The sequence below is a fragment of the methanotrophic endosymbiont of Bathymodiolus puteoserpentis (Logatchev) genome (assembly GCF_900128525.1).
Lineage (GTDB): Bacteria > Pseudomonadota > Gammaproteobacteria > Methylococcales > Methylomonadaceae > Methyloprofundus.
In genome coordinates this window covers 1-18,486 of the sequence record NZ_FQTQ01000111.1, presented here as the reverse complement: position 1 = coordinate 18,486, position 18,486 = coordinate 1, and the positions used below count along the sequence as shown (strand labels likewise).

Sequence of the window (18,486 nt, the reverse complement as noted above, 5' to 3'; positions counted from 1 at the left end):
CGCATCTGCGCTTCAATTTCTTTTGAGTAAGGTTTTATCTTGGGTCGATTTTAAATAAAGTTTATGAGTTGCATCATTATAATTCTTAAATTGAACTTGCCTAAATTAATTTGTGCTCATTCCTAAACGAACACATTAAAACAAAATAAGCCTTATAAAAAACTCCATACCAAGATTACACCACCTAAAAATAAAACACATGACCCAAATGGGTCAAAATGCAATCAACTCGAATAACAAAAATATAGGATGACCAGCGTGATTTTCAAAATGCCGAAAAACGCTACGCTATACTAGCCCACTTACGAAGTATTCTGGTTTACGTTACATCTGGCAAGCCCATGCACAGTAAACAAGCTGCGCGAAATATAGATTAAAGAAGACAATCACAAATGGTTTTAGGTAAAGTCAATCCTAGCGAACGCGGAATTATTTCAATGCTATAGATAACTTAATTGAGTGGTAACAACGTTTTGCCAATGAGAGCTGAATATACCCCAAACTTATTTAGTTCGAGTAGCTGAAAAATTACTCACTGGCATTTATTCACAAGACTGAGATAACTAATCTAATAGGGGAGTTATTTGTTTAGCATTAGCCGAAGAAGTTAAGTCCCTTCGATTAAAAGGTCAAGGCACGTTGACGGGAAATTGATTATCTTGAGCTCAAAGAATATTCTTACTATACAAAAATTTCCTATTGTAATGTTTGAAATCTGGATATTTTAAGCTGCTGGATATAAATAAATGAACAGGCAAAACGTATTCGTATCAATTAAGTTAATTTCTTTTTCCAATAAAGCTACTAATAAAGGGAATACCCCCCGTTAATATAATAGGAATCATAGCCAGCATCAGTTCCCCTACCTGACCGCTTGATAAAATTAAGAATATAAGTGCTAATAGAATAATTGTATAAAATGGCAGAGCCATAATCGACCAGAGGTTTTTATTTTCTAGCATTTCATACTCTCTGACTATCTTGTCCCATGGTTGACTACTCACCCATTCTTTTAATAAAGAGTCACTAAAATCTACGCTCCCTTTATTATCAAACTTCAAAATTCCACTATTAATAAGCTGTAATAAGGCAATTTTATTGGTGAAATTAATCATTTGGTTACGGCTGAGGTTAAATAAAATTGATTTTAATTCAGTAAACTGTCCCGTTGAGTCATTAGCTATTTTTATATAATTTTCTTTTACAGTTTGATCATCATTGGCGCTCATTAGCCTGCAATGCCCCTGAATATATTTTAAACCCACATCGTTTTGTTGATCAAAACCCAAGCCGAGTAACCGGACTGATGTCAGCTTAACGAGATAATATAGCAATAGCGGGATCAGACACAGGTAAAAATACCACCATACAGGGGGATTTATATGCGCTGTATTTGTGTAATAACCCTCACTAATAAGTTGAAACTCTGGTGAATTATTCCCACTCTTAAAAACTGTAGTATTTTTCTTCGTATCGCTTTCAGTAAAACACCAGCTACTATCTGTGGCGCTATCGTATGCCAATAACTGTAAACTACTATCCGTGCGATTTATATTGGGCATTAATTGATATAGCTCATCAATGGTATCTAAGTCATTTTTTGTATTTTGACTGCAAGAAACTTCTTCTTCAGTATATCCAGCAAACCATGCATTAGGAGTTTTATTCGAAAAACCGCATAAATTAAGATCGTCATTCAATGCACAAGTGTAGTTCGCAAACTGAAAAATATCTTTATCCAGGTACTGTATTTCTTCTGGATAATTATTACGTAATTCAGTTACTCGGCTAATTTCATTAAAGAGTGCAGCATGCCTCTCTAGTAGAGTAGCTCCAATTTGTATAAGATTAAATTTTACGATTTTTTTAGCTTGATTACTTTGTATATAAGTGAATAAGAGTGTGGCTAGTAGGCCAAAAATCAGCAAAAGCCCAATAACCGTACTCAATATATAAACTTTATTAAAATGGCCTGATACCCAGGACAACCTATTTTTTAACTTTTCCCACAATATACCATTAGGTGTAAAACTTAAAATTGACTGTAATATCGATTTATGTAAGCAATAACAAAAGGCAAGTATTATCAAAATAATAAAAATAATCGAGATCAAAACCCCTACAGAAAAAATACTGGTCTTAATATTAGCCAGCGCCATTAATTCAGTATCATAAAAAACGACCAGTGACCAAGCAGTATTCTCTAAAGGTCTTACCCAAAACCTATGAGCACGACCATTATATTTACCACTAACAAAATTCTCATGACGCATTTGTGCCGCAGCAATTATTTGTTTGTCTTCATCTGTTTCTATATAAAAATTTTCTAAAAGACTCCGCTGATCATTTGAATGATAAAGCACTTCACCACTTGCATCCTTAATAACAGCAAACCCAAAACCTGAAGGAAGGACAGGTTGAAAAAAAGTATGCATTAATTTAATCATAGCGAGTACTTTTGGCTGGGTACATTCTGATGTTGCATCAGATTCATCATCCTCAGTGATAGGAAAAGACAAGGCTGTTAGCTTCATTCCATGGTCATAGGTTTGAATCCGTTCACTAAAATATTTGCCTCCCCCTGCCCAAGTAGATAGATTTTCAGGATGATAATACGCTTTCTTAAAATAATCACGACGATGAACGTCAACTTCATTAACAGGGAATGATCGATAAGTGATTTGTTTGCCTGTTTGTTTACCTGATGAGTCCAAATAAAAAGCTAATTCAAACAAGGGGTATGCCTTTACCTCCTCATCTTCCGGTTGTTGCAACATAATATCTTTATGTGCTTTATTGTTATCGCATAAAAATAGAGGCAGGTATTGATTATTGAAACACACCTTATCAAATTTGAAGTTATGAAAAACACTAATTTTTGGGTAAAGTACTAACTTAATGATACGACCAAAGCTAGAAACATAATCTTTTCTATTTTCTGAAGCAAGTTCATTAACATTATGGTTTATTTGAAATGAACCATAACAGGATAGTGAGCTTTCACTTACAATCACAGGTAAAATCCGCTTCTCGTCAGGGTTTATATCTTGATAAAGCTCATACGGTATATAAAATTTTGGTCTTAATATTTTATTAAATTGACCAAATTCATTTTTAAAATTCGTATTAATTCTATTGCTAATTTTTTTTGTAGAAATATCGAGACTTTGTTTTAATTGGAAATAATCATAAGCGGATAAAACAGACACCACCAAGATAATAGACAGTAAGGGAAAAGTAACAACCAACCAAACCATAAAGGCCCGATTAGGCATAAATCGCTTACCACTAAATACTAATTTTAAATGGGGGGCTAATAAGATAATTAGAATTACCGCAAAAAACAGTATATTTATACGGCCTAACGGTAAGGAAATAATCGCTTTATTATTATTTTCTGTGGGGATAATACCTACAATATAAGCTAATCTATCTGAACCTTCTTTTCCAGCCTCTACCTTAGTATTAACACGTTCATTTTGCGAATTTGAAGTATTGATATTCTGATGACGAACTGCATGGAATGGCTGAATATATAATAAATAAGAGATACCCGCAATGGTTGCCTTTCTTACTCTGGAGTGCGAAGTTGCCTGATTAACGTCTTTGGTATTAACGCCTTCTTTTGTAAAATCAAGCTCTTTTGTGACACCACGATGAAGGTATTCACTTAGGTTTTCAAATCGGACAAAATCATCGTAAGCAGAAATATTACTAGTTCTTGCTAAACTATCAAGGCCAGACCGGTAAACAATATTGCCTGACTGATCCAGCAGTAAAACTCGGTTAAAATATTCTAAGGCAGGAATAGGGTCGATCAGATCCTTGATGGGAACAGTGACGGACAACACTTCTCTTTCAGTTTCAATTAGTTTTTTTATTTGATCATCTGTTATATCAGTATTGCTCCCCTCTTTTAATGCCTGTTTTTTATTTTCTATTTTAGTTTTAATCTTGTGATCTATTAATTTTTTTAAAACTTCATTCTTTATTGTTTTTTCTTTTTTTGTCCAATCAGTTGAGCTGATTTCATCAGCTAACTTCTCTAATACTTGCTTTGTAATTATTTGAATTACTTTTACGTTTTTTTCTGAGAGGTCTTGTGTGATTTCTTCAATGATTTTTGTATCTTCTTTTGCTAATTTTTTTGCAACTTCTTTTGTGATAGCTTCAATGATTTTTGTATCTTTTTTTGTAATTTTTTTTTCAATTTCGTCTGCCCAGCTTATTTTTTCATCAAAAACAGTAATCTTTTTATTATCAGTTGCTCCACTGATTAAAAAACATGTTACATCACTTTCTTTATTAGTTGATGTGTCAGTACCATACCTCCACTGCCTACAAATTACTAAAACAATTTATGAACAAGAAGCCTTCGCATAATCTGCTCAACCTTAAGTTAAATACACCATTTAAACCTACGGTGTGTCCCATTCGGTACTGAGTAATGCAAATTCCCCATTGATAACTGACCTACGCCTGGGTACGGGTGAACCTTATTCGTTATATGTGGGCATATGCCCAAGAGTAAGGTGTATTAAGTTTCTCATTACCACCTAAATCAACTGCTGCAAACATAAGTTTAGCCATCCTCGGTGAGGCTCCATCATTAAGAACATCAAGCTCAAATTCTAAATCAGCACGCAGCTTCTCTATATCATTACCCTGCTCACCATACGCATACTTTAGATCATGTTTTAATGCAATCTCAACTAAATTGGGAATATGAAATAATTTAGCAAAAATCTGGTCTGGCACCATAGATGCGCCATCGAAAACCCAGTTTTTATACTTATCTCGACTGCCTTCTATCCGTTTAACTAAATGCGTATAGCTAAAATGTTTACATAATTCTATAGCACGGTCATTTGTAATAGTTTCATCAATGTTTGGTAAAATTACATTCATCTTTTTTCTCCTAGTTTATTTACATGATTTTTAAACTGTTTATACAGTACCTCTAGCTTGAGAGATTCATATGTTTTTCAGAAACAGTTGCAGTAGCATTTTCTAGTAAGAAAATGCCATTTTTCCCGACAAGCGAGAGAGTTCTTGCTTATAATTTCTCGAACTATTAATAGCCGACTCTACATCAATGGCAATAGAGTGATATGCACCACTTAACCGTAAACATTCTGCTTGATATTCTTCACACTTTAATACTCTGTGAGTTGTTATAAGTACAGCAGATGAACCTGCAAGTATCGAACCCAAAGGTACACAATATATTAGGTATTGATTTGGAAGTGCGACAACTATTGCCGCAACTGTCGAAAGAATGGCAGGTAAAATAAGAGTAACTCAATTAGGCCACCAAAGACCATCGCGTTGCAACTTGTATGCTTTTCCTAATTCAGAGGCATGAGTACCTAGTTTAAAGAGTCCTTCTAAATCTAGGTTGGTCATTTCAGCTACCTCCTATAAATTATTTTAATATAATGTCTAAATCAGATGCCGTTTAAAATGGAAACACCTAGAATGAAATAGCAATAGCGTTTTCCAGCATCAGAGGTAAGCAATACTTCTGAAAAATGTTACGCTACTCCAGCTTACGCGTTATTTATTAAGTGTTTTCTGATTACCTGTATTTGTACTTTGCATAGTCCCTAGAATATACCCAGAAATAGAGCTAAGTAACGCAATTGCCCCCTCCGATAACTGACCTACAAGCGCTAAAAATGCTGACGTTATTAGCACAGCGAGTACCGTTAATATTTTTAAAGCATTCCCACCATTAAAGAATTCTTTTAAAGATTCAGATGCAACTTCAGGAGCTTTTCTAATTGCACAAAATGCAGCAACACCTGACACAGCGATAGCAACTATTAGGACTCCTGATAGTGCATATATAGCAAGTTCACTTAGAGCTGGATTTGTTACTTTTCCCATATTGACCCCTCATTTATTATCGTATGACCATTATTGAGCTCACCGAATAGTCATAACAGTTAAACACACGCGAATACACTTATTCATAACCTACTCCATTTTTTATAAAAAAATAACACGGCCTAAATTTAATTAACTATTCACAAAAAATACCTGAACACCCATACCAACCTAAACCAACCCTAACAAAAACCTACCACCACCCTACTCCCTCTAAAAACAAAACACATGACCCAAATAGGTCAAAATGCAGTTACCTTGAATAATTTCAATACTTGACATCCCCTATATCCAACCCCATTTTTAAGCTATAATTGAGAAATTTTATCGCTTACACTCCACCGCTAACGTGTCTAATTCAAATAACGATTTATCTACCTTTCAAGGGCTTATCCTTGCTTTACAAAATTATTGGTCAGAACAAGGCTGCGTTTTACTGCAACCGCTGGATTTAGAGGTCGGCGCAGGTACATTTCACCCTGCGACTTTCTTACGTGCGATTGGTCCTGAGCCTTGGAATGCGGCGTATGTACAACCTTCGCGTCGGCCTACTGATGGGCGTTATGGTGAAAATCCAAACCGCTTGCAACATTATTATCAGTTTCAAGTGGTGTTAAAACCTTCACCAGATGATATTCAAGCGCTTTATCTAGGTTCTTTGCGTCATATCGGCCTAGATTTATTGGAGCATGATGTGCGTTTTGTGGAAGATAACTGGGAATCGCCTACTTTAGGTGCTTGGGGGCTGGGCTGGGAAATATGGCTGAACGGCATGGAAGTGTCGCAGTTTACTTATTTTCAGCAAGTCGGCGGTTTAGAGTGCCGCCCTGTGACCGGTGAATTGACTTATGGACTTGAGCGTATCGCCATGTATATTCAAGGCGTGGAAAGTGTTTATGATTTAGTTTGGTCTAAAGGGCCGCAAGGCATTGTGACTTATGGCGATGTGTTTCATCAAAATGAAGTGGAAATGTCAGCGTTTAATTTTGAACACGCGAAAGTTGATTTCCTATTCGAGAGCTTTGATATTTACGAAACAGAATCAGCAAAATTAATCGAGCAAGACTTACCATTACCTGCGTATGAAATGGTTTTGAAAGCTTCACATGTGTTTAATTTGCTCGATGCGCGTCATGCAATTTCGGTGACTGAGCGTCAGCGCTATATATTAAGAGTAAGAAATATGTCTAAAGCCGTTGCTGAAACTTATTATGCGCGCCGAGAATCATTAGGCTTTCCGCTGGTTAAAGAGACAGGAGTGACAGCATGAGCGACGCACAACACTTATTATTTGAATTAGGCTGTGAAGAGTTACCACCCGCCTCATTACTTAAATTAAGTCATGCACTGTTAGAGGGGATTAAACTCGGCTTAACAGAAGCGGAGTTAAGTTTTGGCGCATGCATAGCTTATGCAACACCACGTCGCCTTGCGGTATTAATTAAAGATTTAGCTAGTGCACAAGTCGATAAAAGCATTGAAAAACGCGGACCTGCGGTAAAAGCAGCGTTTAATGATGAGGGTGAACCCACTAAAGCTTGTCAGGGTTTTGCTAGAAGCTGCGGTACTACAGTTGATCAATTAAAGCGTATCCAAACGGAAAAAGGTGAATGGCTGGCATTTACCCAAGAAATCAAAGGCCAAGCTAGCGATCAATTGATTCCCGATATTATTCGTAAAAGCATTCATCAACTACCGATTGCCAAACGTATGCGCTGGGGTGCCTCTACTGTGGAGTTTGTACGCCCAGTACATTGGGCCGTACTGATATACGGTACAACAGTTATTAATACTGAGATCCTTGGATTAACAACGAGCAATATCAGTTATGGTCATCGTTTTCATGCACCTGAAGCGATCACGATAACAGCACCAGAAAGTTATGAAGCGGCTTTATTAGCACAAGGTAAAGTCATTCCTAGTTTCGAGCAACGCATGCAAATCATTCGTGATGCAGCCAATAGTGCCGCAACTGCTGTCGGTGGTATTGCTCATATCGACGAAGATTTATTAGCAGAAATTGCCGCACTGAATGAATTTCCTGTGCCGATTACCGGTAATTTTGACACACGCTATTTAGCTTTACCAGCCGAAGTACTCATTACCACCATGCAGATTAATCAGAAATATTTTCCGGTTAAAAATGCTGATGGTGAACTGCTCGCCCACTTTATTACGTTTAGTAATATCGAAAGCAAAAATCCACTTTCTATTCAGCAAGGTAATGAGCGCGTGGTCATGCCGCGTTTAGCAGATGCTGAATTTTTCTGGAACCAGGACCGTAAACTACGTTTAGAAGAACGTACCGAGCAGCTCAACAGTATTATCTTCCAGAAAAAACTAGGCAGTTTGGCAGATAAATCAAAACGTGTAGCAAAATTAGCTGAATTTATTGCTCAAAGCATTAATATTGATCCAGATCCAGCGATACGTGCCGCGAAACTGGCTAAAACTGATCTTGTCACCCATATGGTGGAAGAGTTTGGTAGCTTACAAGGCCTAATGGGACGTTATTATGCTACCGCTGATGGTGAATCTGCAGAAGTCGCGCAAGCCATTGAAGAGCAATATTACCCAAAGGGCGCTGGCAGCACAACGGCCATGAGCAGCACGGGGCAGGTTTTATCCATTGCAGAAAAGATCGATACACTAACGGGTATTTTTAGTGCCGGTTTAATTCCTAGTGGCGATAAAGACCCTTACGCGCTAAGACGTGCTGCTTTAGGTGCTTTGCGTACTATTATTGAAAATAAGCTGAACATCAATTTAATTGACTGTGTAGATTTTGCGTTAAATCAATTTACCCATGAGTTTGATTTAGATAAAACACGTGAATTAGTGATTCCGTTTATTTTTGAGCGCCACAAAGGTTATTGTTTAGATCATGGCTTTACTGCGGATGAATTTGAAGCGGTATTTGCAATATTACCTACTCACCCATATGATTTTCAACGTCGTTTACAGGCGGTACAGAGTTTTAGAAACTTAGCGGAAGCAGAAAGTTTAGCCGCAGCCAATAAGCGTATTAGCAATATTTTACGTAAATCAGATAATAATCCGGCTGAAATAATAGGGAAGTTAATCGAGCCTGCTGAAATTGCCTTATTAGCCTCAGCCGAACAAGCTGAACAAGATGTCGCGCCATTATTAGCGGACAAAGACTACCAAGCGGCATTAAACCGTTTAGCTGGTTTACGCGCTGAAGTTGATCGCTTTTTTGACGAAGTTATGGTGATGTGTGAGGATTTAGATTTACGCGCTAATCGTTTAGCATTACTGACTAAATTATCTAAGTTATTTTTACAAATTGCTGATATTTCTAAGTTACAAAGCTAATGACGACTAAATATGTATTACTGGATCGTGATGGGGTCATTAATCACGATTCTGGTAACTTTATTAAGTCGCCTGATGAGTGGCTGCCGATAGCAGGTAGTCTCGAAGCTATTGCTTTGTTGAATAAACATGGCTATCAAGTTGTGATTATCACTAATCAATCTGGCGTTGGTCGCGGGCATTATAGTGAGGCAACACTCACTAAAATACACCTTAAAATGACGCGCATGGTCGAAGCGGTAGGCGGTAAAATAAGCCATATTTATTACTGCCCACACCTACCTGATGCAAATTGCAAATGCCGTAAACCTAAACCCGGTATGCTGGAGCAATTTAGTAAAGATGCAGGTGTACCTTTAACCAACATTTACTTTATTGGCGATACCTTACGCGATCTGCAAGCAGGTATTGCAGCCGGTGCAAAACCCATATTAGTAAAAACCGGTAATGGTGCCGAGACATTAGCCAATAATCCTGACTTAAATATCCCTACTTTTGAGAATCTTTATGACGCTAGCCAATTCATCATATCAGGGCAGTAAATTATTACTTTATCTACGTTCCACCCTGCTATTTATTAGTGTACTTATGGGCACGATAATTATTGGGCTATTAATGCTAGTCGTTGCCCTATTCCCTTTTTCTCTGCAATATAAACTCGCGGCAATTTGGGGTCAGTATGTTTTATTTATGACTTCAGCAATCTGTGGTTTAAGCTACCAAGTCACTGGCTTAGAACATATTACTAAAGAGCAAAATGCCATCGTCTTATGTAAACATCAATCGGCATGGGAAACAATTGCTTTAATGGCATTATTGCCACCACAATGCGTATTGCTAAAAAAATCTTTACTCTGGCTGCCTTTTTGGGGCTGGGCAATGGCGACTTTAAAGCCTATCGCGATTAATCGCTCAGCACCCAAAGAAGCATTATCCCAACTATTAAAACAAGGCACCCAACGTCTAAAAGAAGGTTTTTGGGTTGTTATTTTTCCAGAAGGTACAAGAACTGCACCAGGCGAAGAACGAAAATTTAGCGCCAGCGGCAGTTTATTAGCGCAACGCACTGGGTTCCCTATTATTCCTATTGCACATAATGCAGGTGAATTCTGGTCACGCAACAGCTTTATAAAATATCCAGGGGTTATCCAACTAAAAATTGGCGCTCCTATCAGCCCTAAAGGGCGTAAAAGTAAAGAAATTAACGCCGAAGCAGAAACATGGATTAAAAATGCCATGTTAGAAATTGAAGCAACAAAGGAACGTGCATGAAACAAAAATCCTGCGTTATAATTTCAGGATGTTATTTCATGCACGCTCCTAAATAACCATCACTCAAAATCTTATGAAAAAACTATTAATTATCAGCCTTTCTGTTTTAACTTTAGCCGCTTGCTCCGAAAAAGAGGCTTATCAACAAACCGTCTTTGAACAAATTAGTCATGATCCAGATATCAAATCTTATCACCTAGATCCAGAAACGGTAACGCAGTGTATTGTCGACTTATCATCTAAAAAAATGCCCGGTATAGTTCCTTTTGAGCCTATGCGCAAAGCCGCCTATGAAGGCTATACTAAGATGATTGACCTGAAAAAATCAGAAAAACCTGAAGAAGTATTACAAGAGTTACGTGAATATTTTGGTGATGCCCAGGGGTTAGCTGACGCACATAGAAATTATTCTGAAAGTTATTTAGAGTGTATTTCTACGGTAACTAATCGCGCCTTAGATGCACAACAAGAACTCGCAGGGGAAACAAAACCAGAAGTCACTCAATAGAAGCAAATAACCTATATTTAAGGCACTATAATTAAACAGCGTAGGCGTAACAAACTTTGTGGGAGCGACTTTAGTCGCGATTATCGTGGCTAAAGCCACTCCCACAAACTTATTATTACACCAATCAAACTTTAAACAGCCCACCCCTTGCTGTGCTCCCCTTATCACTTACACAATCGCTCTTATGGAATGGCAAGGCATCTTCTCTCTATCACTCTGCATCGTCGCCTTACTTACCTTGATATTTACGCGCATTGGCCCGCACCTCGTTATGATGGCGGTGTTAACGCTGTTAAGTGCTGGCGGGATTCTCACCAGCCAAGAAGCTTTAGCGGGTTTTAGTAACTCCGGTCTTATAACCGTAGCCGCTATGTTTGTTATCGCTGCAGGCATGCATGCTTCAGGCGGCATCGACTTACTGGTCACTCATGTTCTCGGCCGCCCTAAGACATTACGCACAGCACTTTTCCGCATGGGTATGCCTGTTGTTTTGCTGAGTGGCTTTTTAAATAATACCCCCGTTGTTGCGACCATGATTCCTGCCATTCATTCTTGGTCACGCAAAATTAACATTGCGCCTTCTAAATTAATGATTCCTTTAAGCTACTGTGCAATTCTTGGTGGCATGCTGACCTTAATTGGTACCAGCACAAATTTAATTGTTAATGGACAATATCAAATGCTAACTGGAAAAGCGGGCTTTTCCTTATTTTCCATCACAGCCGTCAGTATTCCTGTTATTATTATCGGCTTAGTATTTATCTGGCTTTTCTTCCCTAGATGGCTGCCAAACCGCGAACAAAATCAAGCTTTTGCCAACTTAAAAGAATTCACCTTAGAAGTATCCGTTGCACACAAAGGCCCCTTAGTCGGGAAATCAGTCGAACAAGCGGGTTTAAGAAATTTAAAACGTATCTACCTAGTAGAAATTGAGCGCAACGGCACCATAGTAACGGCCGTTTCCTCAGAAGAAAAGCTGCAAAGCGATGACCGTCTAGTTTTTGCCGGTGACACAGAAGCAATTTCTGACTTACTACGTATTAACGGCATTGTTCCTTCCGCCGAAAATGGACATGAGCAACCACTAACGACGCAACGCGCCGAAAGAAGACTAGTCGAAGCCGTCGTTTCTCCACACTGCACCGCCACTGGCAATGCCATTCGTGATGCCCGCTTTCGTGACCGTTATGGTGCCGTAGTGCTTGCTGTTGCACGTAATGGCGAACGGATTAAAGGTAACCTGGGCAGTATCATCTTACAGGCAGGTGACACCTTACTCTTAGAAGCAAGACCAGCTTTTGTCAGTCGCCAAAAATACAATAAAGATTTTCTACTAATTAATGATTTAGATACCGAAACACCGCGCCACGAACGTGCACCTCTCGCATGGTTAATATTATTCGTTGTCGTTGCTGTCGCCAGTTTTGGAGTTATGAGCATGCTTAATGCGGCATTACTGGGCGCAGGGCTTATGATTATCACGGGCTGCTGCTCGGTTAATCAAGCCGAAAGAAGCTTAGACCTTAATGTCATCATTACCATAGCCGCTTCTTTTGCTTTAGGCGCGGCACTGAATAAAACTGGCGTTGCTACTTTTTTAGCTAGCAATATGATTGATTTAAGTGCGGGCAAAGCATGGTTATTACTAATATTAGTGTACTTATCAGTTTCTCTATTAACAGAAATGATTACCAATAACGCCGCTGCAATTTTAATGCTACCGATCGTACTAGAAATTACTGAGAAAGCAGGATTAAATGACGTGCCTTTTGTCTTTGCGATTATGATGGCCGCCTCAGCGAGCTTTGCTACTCCATTAGGCTATCAAACGAACTTAATGGTTTATGGACCCGGCAGCTATAAATTCACCGACTTCTTGCGTGTTGGCTTACCGATGAACCTGTTAACCGGTGTAGCAACCTTAACCGTTTTGCTGCTAGGCTGGCCGTTAGAAATGAGTCAATAGCTTACTAATCCACAGCAAATCCAGATAACCACTGCCCCGCTGTAGGCTCTGTTGCAAGCTCCTTAGCACCCACAAACTGAAAAGGCACTGAAACTAAGTTCATACCTTGATTAACCTGTACGGAAAAATGCAAGTGCGGGCCAGAGCTAAATCCAGTATTGCCTGAATAAGCAATTAACTGTCCTGCTTTAACTCGCATTCCCTCATGTACTTGAGCACGCTCTACTTGTAAATGCGCATAAACGCCCATAGAGCCATCATCGTGTAAAATCCTGATACTATTAGCGCGTGCCTTATACGCTTGCTTATCAACCCCGCCTTGAAAAAAATCATTTTCCAGGCTCATAACTACACCCGCTCGAGCCGCATGTATTTCCGATCCTTCCGGCATCGCAAAATCGACAGCATATTTATTTTGCTTATCTGTATGTGAAAATTTTCCGTCGAATGCCTGGCTAATACGAAAAGTCCTATCGCTAGCAAAAGGCGGATAATAAATAGCCTGCTTACTATGCTTTACTAATGGCTCGCCCAAAGAATAGCGATACTGCAAACTATATTGCCAGCTTTGATATTCATCCAACGCACCTAGACCAAATAATGGCGAAGAAGTTCCCGGCTGAACAACAAATTTACGCGGTAAAGCTGGCTTTGCTTGTACATTAATTTTCTCAGATAAAACGACTTCAACTTCTATCGGCCCAGAATAATCATTTCTAATCACAAATTCAGGGCTGTGTTTTTTACCCATTTGATTTAACCAAACCCGTTGTTTAGGTTCTACTTTTAATTGCCTAACCTCGACTTTGAGTTTTGTAACTTGCTGAGCTTTGGGAACTTTGTCCGTATAATGCCAGCCACCCTCTGCATCTTGAAATTTATACAGTTTTTTAGCTGCACAAGGCAAACTAAATAGAACACAACCCATAAATATCAAACAATTAACTGATATAGGACTCCCACTCTTCTCAGGTATTATTAATTTTTTATTCCTAAGCATTTGATAACTCATAGATCACAACTTTTGATTGGCTTAAAAAGCACAGTACTCCATACTTAATTAATCCTGTAATTTTTTCATCACTATTGCTAACTGAGCTTGAATATTCGGGTTTATAATACAGCCCTGTTTAACATCAAAATTTTGATGGAAACTTGGCACGGATAAATGCCCTCTAAGCTCACCACCAAAGAAAGGAGCTGAATTAACCGCAGCTGCCAATACACTTGCTGCACCACCCGGCCCTGGAGAAGTCGCCAATAAAACTATTGGCTTACCTTGAAATATTTTCTGATTAATCCGCGAACACCAATCAAAAATATTTTTATAAGCAGCAGTGTAAGAACCATTATGCTCAGCAAAGGAAATAATAACCGCATTACTGGCAGAAATTTTAGCAAAAAATTCCTGTGCCAATACAGGCTTACCTAACTCTTGCTCTTTATCCACACTAAATAATGGTAGCTCATAATCATTTAGATCGAGCACTTCAACCTGCGCATTTTCCACTAAACCTGAAGCATAAGTGACTAACTGTTTATTGATAGATTGCTTGCTACTACTTGCTGCAAAGGCGATAACTTTCATTTTCCTTCCTAAAGTTCTCATAATTAATTTTATGAACTCCAGCTTAACACGAGGCGGATATTAAATCTTTCACGTTAAACTTAATCCCCATGCTAAAGCCAAAATATATAAAAAACGCTATCAATTATTCAAAAACTACTCCGCAGAAGCCAACATCACCTCAACATATTTATCTTTGCTAATTAATTTCCAAGCGTCCTCATAGCTAATCACCTCTTCATGATGTGCGCGCCAATGGGCATCAATCCCCTCCCAACCGTGCGTAGAAAAAACATGACCACACTCAGGACACACCTTATGAGTTAAGGCATTCCAAGTAGCATCGGCTATGGCTTGTTTATCTAAACAATGGACACGGCTCTTTTCCATATGCTTATAATAACTGCTCACATGGATACAAACACAAACCCAAAACCCACCGCCTTCTTGCTCTGTTGCCGGATAAACTTCTACTTTAGTTTTCATCTTATGCTCCGTAATGTATTAACCATGGGATAACTTAAGTTAGCGGACTAAAGTCCACCTTACCGTTATTTGCACTATTTGTTAACCTAAAAACACTAACTTTCAGGCTTTACCTCTTTAATCGCCGCTTCTAATTCTAAGCGTTTTTTATCCAATTCCAGTAATTCAATCTCTCTGCGTAAATAAATATCTGAATTTTTCTTAGTCTCATAATTTTGCTCCTGCATTTCTATGCGTCGCTGCTCTTCGCGTTTTTTATTAGCAATATCCATATCAAATTTCAATTGTTTCTGTATTTGCTTTTGCTCTAACTGCAACTCATGCTCTTTGTTTTTTGCTGCTAACCAGCTAGCTTGTTCCCGCTCCTGCTTAGCAATATCAGCTTGTAATTGTTGTGCTTTTAATAAACTTTCATGCGCTAACTGTTCTGCTTGTACTTTCTGCTCATTCGCTCTTATTTGCTCTTCTTGTCTTTTTTGTTCACGTAAAGAAACTTCAAATTCAATCGCTTTAAGCTCATTTTCATGCTCGATTTTTTGTCTATGCATACGTTTTTCTATAGCCAATTGCACTTGTAATTGCTGTTCTTGATCGAGTAATAAACGTTTATGATGCTCAGCATCTTGTGCTTGTTTTAGCTGCTCTAGCTCAGCCTGTTCTTTTAAATGTTCAAGCTGCTGTTGTTTATGCGCTATAGCTTGCTCTTCAGCTAATTGTTCTTGACGAAATAACTCTTCTCGCTGTTGCTCATTGACTTCAAAATTCTTTTTTAAAACACTAAGGTACAAGTGTTCTTTACCCAGTTGTACATCAGGAAATTCAGCAAAAGACGCGATTAAATGACAACTCGTCTGCGCTTGAATATTATTCAACACGAACATTTCACTGACAGCAAAATCAATTGCTCTTTCTATATCACCTAAACCCGCTTGCACCCAAGTGTCATCAGGTAAAGCAGTAAATAATTTATTGTGAATTAAATCTAAAATCACACCCTGATAAGTCGTTTTAATATGCTCATTTATTTCTGACAATATCTCTATTTGACTTTGCGCATAGGCTAAAGTCGCCTGAAATCGCACTTCTAGCTTAATATCTAATGTACAAAAACCCTCGTATAATTGGAGCTGCTCGACAATCTCCCAGTCTTCAATCAGTAAAGGGTAAAGCGTATGGTAAAAACGTTGGACAAACTTCTTAGGGCGCAAGAATAGCCTGCTATATGGACCGAACTTACTATAAACAAGCCGTCGCTCGACATCAAAGCCAGCATCCCAAACTTGCAAGTCAAAACTTTGCTCGTGCTCTTTCGTGCCAGCTATCAGCCACTGCTCTATCTCTGCCGGTGAATTATTCATGGTTATTATCTTGCTTCGCCGCTTTTGCTTGCGCACGTAATACATTAATCTTATCACCCATTTTTGCTGCGATAAGAGGGTATAAATTAGGTGCAAACTCAACCGTTCTCTGGTCAATTTTCCTTAGAAAGCCACGATTTAATAATAAACCAACCGCAAACATACGCGACCAATCCGAATAACGCTGCGCCTTTTCTAATTCCGTTTTTTCAATAATCATTTCTAGCTCATCATTATCATTGATGCGGAACTCCGTGAACTGCCTTAAACACTCAAAGACCAAATCCTCCTCATCTGCTGTTAGTGGTCCAGGCGCAGTAAACTCCAAGCGATATGAAAGCAGTACGGTAAAAAAGTCCACCATAGCCGCGCAAGTAAAAGCAAATAAGGAAAAGTTATCCCACATTGCACTACTTGGTTTCACATCTGCAATAAACTGTTTATACGTCAGTAACAAGGGGGCATCAGGTAAAGACTGGCTAAACTGACTGGACAGTTGATTAAGTTGCAATTGCATCGTTTGAAAGCTAGTCAACAAGGCATAATATGAATCTTGAACATTATCCGCGACATCTAATTGAGATAGATTAGCTTGTACTAGCTGAACACTTCTATCCAACGCTGAAAAGTCTTGCTCCAACTGCTCCATAGTTTGCTTTTTAGTTTGATAAATATCATTGTAGCGTTTCCAAAAAGGCCCCTCACCTACTTGATTACGATAGCCTGCGACAATCTCAGGATGCGTACCGAAATAAGCTTGTGTGACTTCTTTCGAGGCTTTTTCTAATTCGACTCGCTGCTGAGTTAAGACGCGACTCTTAATCACTAGGGCTTTATCCACATAAGCCTTAATATCTTGCCTAAGATGATTTAAGCGGTCGATATGAATCGTGCCCTGTTCAGAAATTTCGTAAAATTTAAAATAGGAAAATGACACCGATGCTGTCAAAGCAATTAATAATGAACAAAGCACTGAAAAGTAGCGCATCCGATTGGCTTGCCAATGGATACTCGCAATTTCTAACGAACAAATCACCACAATAGACTGAATCGCCACGGTAATCACCAAAGCAATCCACGGAATAATGAAATGCGACATTCCATAATAAGTAGTAAAACCAGAAGCCACGCTGAGCATTAACACAATAGGAATCGTCCACACGCGCAGCATACCGACGAATAAAGTCTGAATACGATTAATCAAATAACCGACCCCAGCTGCTTTTATTTTTATTATTTGAGGTTCATTCATTACTGTGTTTATATTTTGACCATTAGCAAGCGCTATCTAAGAGCTTGTTTTTAACACATTCATTGCTAGTGCGTCAAAATCACGTAGTATTTGTCGTCATTTTTCTGCTCTGCTTGAGAGGGAGTAATAAAAATATAACTGTAAAAAAATAGTTGCCAGCACTAAAGTGACAGTATAGTATTACTTTATGAAAATTGAATTAGTTACTACATTAAAACGTCAAGCAACCAAAATACTGGCTGAATTACATGATTCTAAAGAACCTGTACTTATTACTGAGCATGGAAAACCATCAGCATATCTCATTGATGTACAAGATTATGAAATGATGCAAAATCGAATGGAAATCTTAGACGGGCTATCAAGAGGTGAAGCGGCTATTTTAGAAAACCGAATTTATACTCAGGTAGAAGCAAAAGATAAAATGAGTAAATGGCTCAAATAATATGGACGGAACCTGCGCTATCAGACCTTGACGCGATAGCAGAATATATTGCTCTCGATAAGCCAAGTGCTGCTATGAAGCTAGTACAAAAAGTTTTTTCTAGTACAGAACGACTTGAGCAGTTTCCAGAGTCTGGGCGTAAACCACCAGAGTTACAAAAATCAAGATATTTAGAGGTTCTCGTGAACCCATGCCGTATTTTTTATCGCATAGAAGGTGATAAAGTATATATTCTTTATGTCATGCGAAGTGAAAGAAAGTTGCGAAAATATTTACTTAATGCGAGAAAAAATAGCTAACTAGGTAAGAGCTGGTTTCTCTCCGGCTCTGCGTAAGCCGGAAACGTAGGCTGGAATAGCGTAGCGTTTTCCGGCATATTGCTTGCCGCTGATGTACTGGATTGTTAC

Annotated in this window: 17 protein-coding genes; 8 read left to right on the top strand and 9 right to left on the bottom strand. The window is 38.5% G+C overall.

Annotated features, from left to right (window positions below; translation table 11 throughout):
* Window positions 1-779: 779 nt before the first annotated feature.
* The 4 genes from BQ7314_RS09575 to BQ7314_RS09560 form a co-directional block, all read right to left on the bottom strand.
* Window positions 780-3,848 carry a cache domain-containing protein gene (locus BQ7314_RS09575; RefSeq protein ID WP_174483484.1) on the bottom strand — a complete coding sequence of 1,023 codons (3,069 nt, stop codon included), beginning with the start codon at window positions 3,846-3,848 and terminating at the stop codon, window positions 780-782.
* Between the two features lie 655 nt (window positions 3,849-4,503).
* Window positions 4,504-4,908 (bottom strand): hypothetical protein, encoded by a 405-nt coding sequence (locus BQ7314_RS09570; RefSeq protein ID WP_174483483.1) that lies wholly within the window; start codon window positions 4,906-4,908, stop codon window positions 4,504-4,506.
* Window positions 4,909-5,010: 102 nt separating this feature from the next.
* Complete coding sequence (locus BQ7314_RS09565; RefSeq protein WP_174483482.1) at window positions 5,011-5,214, bottom strand: hypothetical protein; 204 nt, start codon at window positions 5,212-5,214, stop codon at window positions 5,011-5,013.
* 342 nt (window positions 5,215-5,556) lie between these two features.
* A complete protein-coding gene (locus tag BQ7314_RS09560; RefSeq protein WP_174483481.1) occupies window positions 5,557-5,889 on the bottom strand; it encodes a hypothetical protein in 333 nt (110 codons plus the stop codon).
* Between the two features lie 349 nt (window positions 5,890-6,238).
* On the opposite strand from BQ7314_RS09560, the gene glyQ reads away from it, so the two are divergent.
* The 6 genes from glyQ (at window position 6,239) to BQ7314_RS09530 (ending at window position 12,971) form a co-directional block, all read left to right on the top strand.
* Complete coding sequence (gene glyQ, locus BQ7314_RS09555; protein ID WP_174483480.1) at window positions 6,239-7,159, top strand: glycine--tRNA ligase subunit alpha; 921 nt, start codon at window positions 6,239-6,241, stop codon at window positions 7,157-7,159.
* Entirely contained in the window at window positions 7,156-9,225 is a 2,070-nt protein-coding gene (gene glyS, locus BQ7314_RS09550) for a glycine--tRNA ligase subunit beta (protein WP_174483479.1), read from the top strand. The genes glyQ and glyS overlap by 4 nt, the downstream gene beginning before the upstream one ends.
* A complete protein-coding gene (gene gmhB, locus BQ7314_RS09545; protein WP_174483478.1) occupies window positions 9,225-9,767 on the top strand; it encodes a D-glycero-beta-D-manno-heptose 1,7-bisphosphate 7-phosphatase in 543 nt (180 codons plus the stop codon). Before glyS ends, gmhB begins: the two co-directional genes overlap by 1 nt.
* A complete protein-coding gene (locus BQ7314_RS09540; protein ID WP_174483477.1) occupies window positions 9,733-10,497 on the top strand; it encodes a lysophospholipid acyltransferase family protein in 765 nt (254 codons plus the stop codon). Before gmhB ends, BQ7314_RS09540 begins: the two co-directional genes overlap by 35 nt.
* 73 nt (window positions 10,498-10,570) lie before the next feature.
* On the top strand, window positions 10,571-11,005 hold the full coding sequence (locus BQ7314_RS09535) for a hypothetical protein (protein WP_174483476.1): 435 nt from the start codon (window positions 10,571-10,573) through the stop codon (window positions 11,003-11,005).
* Window positions 11,006-11,189: 184 nt separating this feature from the next.
* On the top strand, window positions 11,190-12,971 hold the full coding sequence (locus BQ7314_RS09530; protein WP_174483485.1) for an SLC13 family permease: 1,782 nt from the start codon (window positions 11,190-11,192) through the stop codon (window positions 12,969-12,971).
* A gap of 4 nt (window positions 12,972-12,975) precedes the next feature.
* On the opposite strand, the gene BQ7314_RS09525 is transcribed toward BQ7314_RS09530, so the two are convergent.
* The 5 genes from BQ7314_RS09525 to BQ7314_RS09505 all read right to left on the bottom strand — a co-directional run bounded on the left by BQ7314_RS09525 (window position 12,976) and on the right by BQ7314_RS09505 (window position 17,634).
* Window positions 12,976-13,899 (bottom strand): peptidoglycan DD-metalloendopeptidase family protein, encoded by a 924-nt coding sequence (locus BQ7314_RS09525; protein ID WP_174483475.1) that lies wholly within the window; start codon window positions 13,897-13,899, stop codon window positions 12,976-12,978.
* A gap of 132 nt (window positions 13,900-14,031) precedes the next feature.
* The gene (locus BQ7314_RS09520; protein ID WP_174483474.1) at window positions 14,032-14,559 is read right to left on the bottom strand and encodes an NADPH-dependent FMN reductase; all 528 of its coding nucleotides are present in this window, start codon (window positions 14,557-14,559) and stop codon (window positions 14,032-14,034) included.
* A gap of 135 nt (window positions 14,560-14,694) precedes the next feature.
* On the bottom strand, window positions 14,695-15,024 hold the full coding sequence (locus BQ7314_RS09515) for a hypothetical protein (RefSeq protein WP_174483473.1): 330 nt from the start codon (window positions 15,022-15,024) through the stop codon (window positions 14,695-14,697).
* A gap of 95 nt (window positions 15,025-15,119) precedes the next feature.
* Window positions 15,120-16,382: a coiled-coil domain-containing protein gene (locus tag BQ7314_RS09510; protein ID WP_174483472.1), complete on the bottom strand. Its 1,263-nt coding sequence runs from the start codon at window positions 16,380-16,382 to the stop codon at window positions 15,120-15,122.
* Window positions 16,375-17,634: a hypothetical protein gene (locus BQ7314_RS09505; RefSeq protein WP_174483471.1), complete on the bottom strand. Its 1,260-nt coding sequence runs from the start codon at window positions 17,632-17,634 to the stop codon at window positions 16,375-16,377. The genes BQ7314_RS09510 and BQ7314_RS09505 overlap by 8 nt, the downstream gene beginning before the upstream one ends.
* Window positions 17,635-17,821: 187 nt before the next feature.
* Here BQ7314_RS09505 and BQ7314_RS09500 point away from each other — a divergent pair, with 187 nt between their 5' ends.
* Both BQ7314_RS09500 and BQ7314_RS09495 read left to right on the top strand, forming a co-directional pair.
* Window positions 17,822-18,079, top strand: coding sequence for a type II toxin-antitoxin system Phd/YefM family antitoxin (locus BQ7314_RS09500; protein WP_174483470.1), 258 nt, complete (start codon window positions 17,822-17,824; stop codon window positions 18,077-18,079).
* Window positions 18,067-18,378: a type II toxin-antitoxin system RelE/ParE family toxin gene (locus BQ7314_RS09495; RefSeq protein ID WP_174483469.1), complete on the top strand. Its 312-nt coding sequence runs from the start codon at window positions 18,067-18,069 to the stop codon at window positions 18,376-18,378. The genes BQ7314_RS09500 and BQ7314_RS09495 overlap by 13 nt, the downstream gene beginning before the upstream one ends.
* The last annotated feature ends 108 nt before the right edge of the window (window positions 18,379-18,486 follow it).